The organism is Niveispirillum sp. BGYR6 (genome assembly GCF_027568365.1).
In the GTDB taxonomy this organism is placed as follows: domain Bacteria; phylum Pseudomonadota; class Alphaproteobacteria; order Azospirillales; family Azospirillaceae; genus Niveispirillum.
Window position 1 is genome coordinate 1 of sequence record NZ_JANLNL010000028.1, and the last position, 2188, is coordinate 2188.

Annotated in this window: 1 protein-coding gene and 2 pseudogenes; all 3 read right to left on the reverse strand. The window is 68.1% G+C overall.

Going from position 1 to position 2188, the window contains the following annotated elements; all coding sequences use genetic code 11:
* Nucleotides 1–186: pseudogene (locus tag PCJ49_RS24620) on the reverse strand (plasmid pRiA4b ORF-3 family protein); the annotation flags it as partial.
* Nucleotides 183–1776, reverse strand: a pseudogene (locus PCJ49_RS24625) (IS66 family transposase). The pseudogenes PCJ49_RS24625 and PCJ49_RS24620, both read right to left, overlap by 4 nt.
* A 78-nt stretch (nt 1777–1854) precedes the next feature.
* Complete coding sequence (tnpB, locus tag PCJ49_RS24630) at nt 1855–2169, reverse strand: IS66 family insertion sequence element accessory protein TnpB (RefSeq protein WP_269913307.1); 315 nt, start codon at nt 2167–2169, stop codon at nt 1855–1857.
* Nucleotides 2170–2188 lie beyond the last annotated feature (19 nt).

The window sequence follows — 2188 nt, forward strand, 5'->3', positions numbered from 1 at the left end:
TTCCCAGAGATGATAATCGAACCAGCCCATGGCGACCTGGACGATGTCGTGCAGCACCTTCAACGTGACGGAGGTCGGCACCTCCAATTCACGCCAGATCAGGGGATCACTGTCCTTCAACTCGATGCGCAGGGTGGCGATCTCGTGGAAGGATGTGGCACCGGGGGATGGGTCGGCCTGGTTCATGCCGGCGATTGTAGCGCCGGTTCCCGACAGTTCCAGGGGAGAAGTTCATCCAGGCGATTGATCGGATGGCCCTTGGCCATGCGGTCGATGGCTTCGGCCAGCCAGGCCTCCGGGTTCAGCCCGTTGAGCCGGGCCGTCTCCAGCACGGTATAGAGATCGGCCGCCCGCTTGCCGCCGGCCTCGGAGCCTAAGAACAGAAAATTCTTCCGCGTCAGGGCAATGGTGCGCAGGCTGCGTTCGGCCGGGTTGTTGTCGATGCCGATCCGGCCGTCCCCGGTATAGAGCAGCAGCGCCGTCCAGCGGCCGAGCGCGTACTGGATGGCCTTGGCCAGGGCGGTCTTCGCAGACAGGCGCGCGGCCTGGCTTTCCAGCCACACCTTCAGGTCGGCCAGCAGGGGCACGGCCAGGCGCTGGCGGGCGTCCCGACGCTGCTCCGCCTTCTGTCCGGTGATCTCTGCCTCGATGGCGTAGAGGGCGGCGATCCGCGCCAGCGCCTCGCCCGCGACCGGGGAGCCCGTCGCCTCGAACAATTCATGAAATTTGCGCCGCGCATGGGCCCAGCAGGCCGCATGCCGGATGATGGGCACCCCGTCGCCCGTCCCATCCCCCGGATCAGGCGGCGCGCGGGTCAGGGCAATATAGCCGCTGAACGCGTCGGCCTGGATAACGCCCCTGTATTCGGCCAGATGTTCACGGGGGCGCTCGCCCTTGCGGTCGGGGCTGAACCGGTACCAGGTCGCCGGTGCCCGATCCCCGCACCAGGGCCGCTCATCCACCAGATAGGTCCAGAGCCGACCTGTCCGGGTGCGCCCCTGTCCCGGTGCCAGCATCGCCACGGGCGTGTCGTCGGTATGGATGACCGGGGCACCCCGCACATAGGCCCCGATCCGCTCGGCCAGCGGCGCCACCCACCAGGCCGCGTGCCCCACCCAGTCGGCCAGGGTGGCGCGCTCGATTTCGATACCCTCGCGGGCCAGCATCGCCGATTGCCGATAGAGCGGCAGACCATCCAGATATTTGCCCACCACCACCTGGGCGATCAGCCCCGCACCCGGCCGGCCGCGCGTGATCGGCAGATCAGGCGACGGGGCCTGCATAATGGTGGAACAGGCCCGGCAGGACAGTTTCGGCCGCACATGCCGGATCACCTTCAGCCGGGCCGGAACCTTCTCCAGAATCTCGGTCACATCCTCGCCCAGGGGCGAGAAATGCCGTCCGCCGCAGCCAGGGCACACATCGCCCGGTGCCAAGCACCACATCCTCACGCGGCAGATGCGGCGGTAATGGCTGGCGCACCGGCTGTATCAGGGGCCGTTCCGGACGGGGCTTGTCTGACCCGCTCCGCACCGGCGCCGCGGCCTCGCCTTCCTCCAGATCCTCCAGCAGCAGTTCCAGCTGCGCAATTCGACCGTCCAGCTTCTCCGACGAGGCCCCGAACCGCTGGCGGCGTAGGGAGGCCAGTTCCAGCCGATACCGCCCGATCAGCAGCTTGGCACCCGTCAATTCCGCCCGCGCGGAGGCCAGTTCCGCCTCCCGCTCCGCCAATGCCGCCCGCAGCCGGGCAATCTCCTGGGCACTGTCCTGCATCATCCGGGCAGTATACCAAAGCGCCGTTTGCCCGGCATCCCGCCGGACCCGCCCCCACCCTGAGTCACATCGCCACGGCCCTCAGCACGCCGCCTCGGGCGACCAACTCCGCAGCGGGTTCCGCCAGTCAATCCCCTCCAGCAGCATCGATAGCTGGGCCGGCGTCAGCGATACCGTCCCGTCCGCCGCCCGCGGCCAGACAAACCGGCCCTTTTCCAGCCGCTTGGCAAACAGACACAGGCCCTGACCATCCCACCAGAGAAGCTTCACCCGGTCACCGCTGCGCCCCCGGAACGCATAGATCGCCCCGCCATGCGGATCCAGCCGCAGCATCGTCTGAACCTGGGCCGCCAAACCATCCATCCCCTTGCGCATGTCCGTCACACCGCACGCCAGATAGACCCGGACCGGGCCG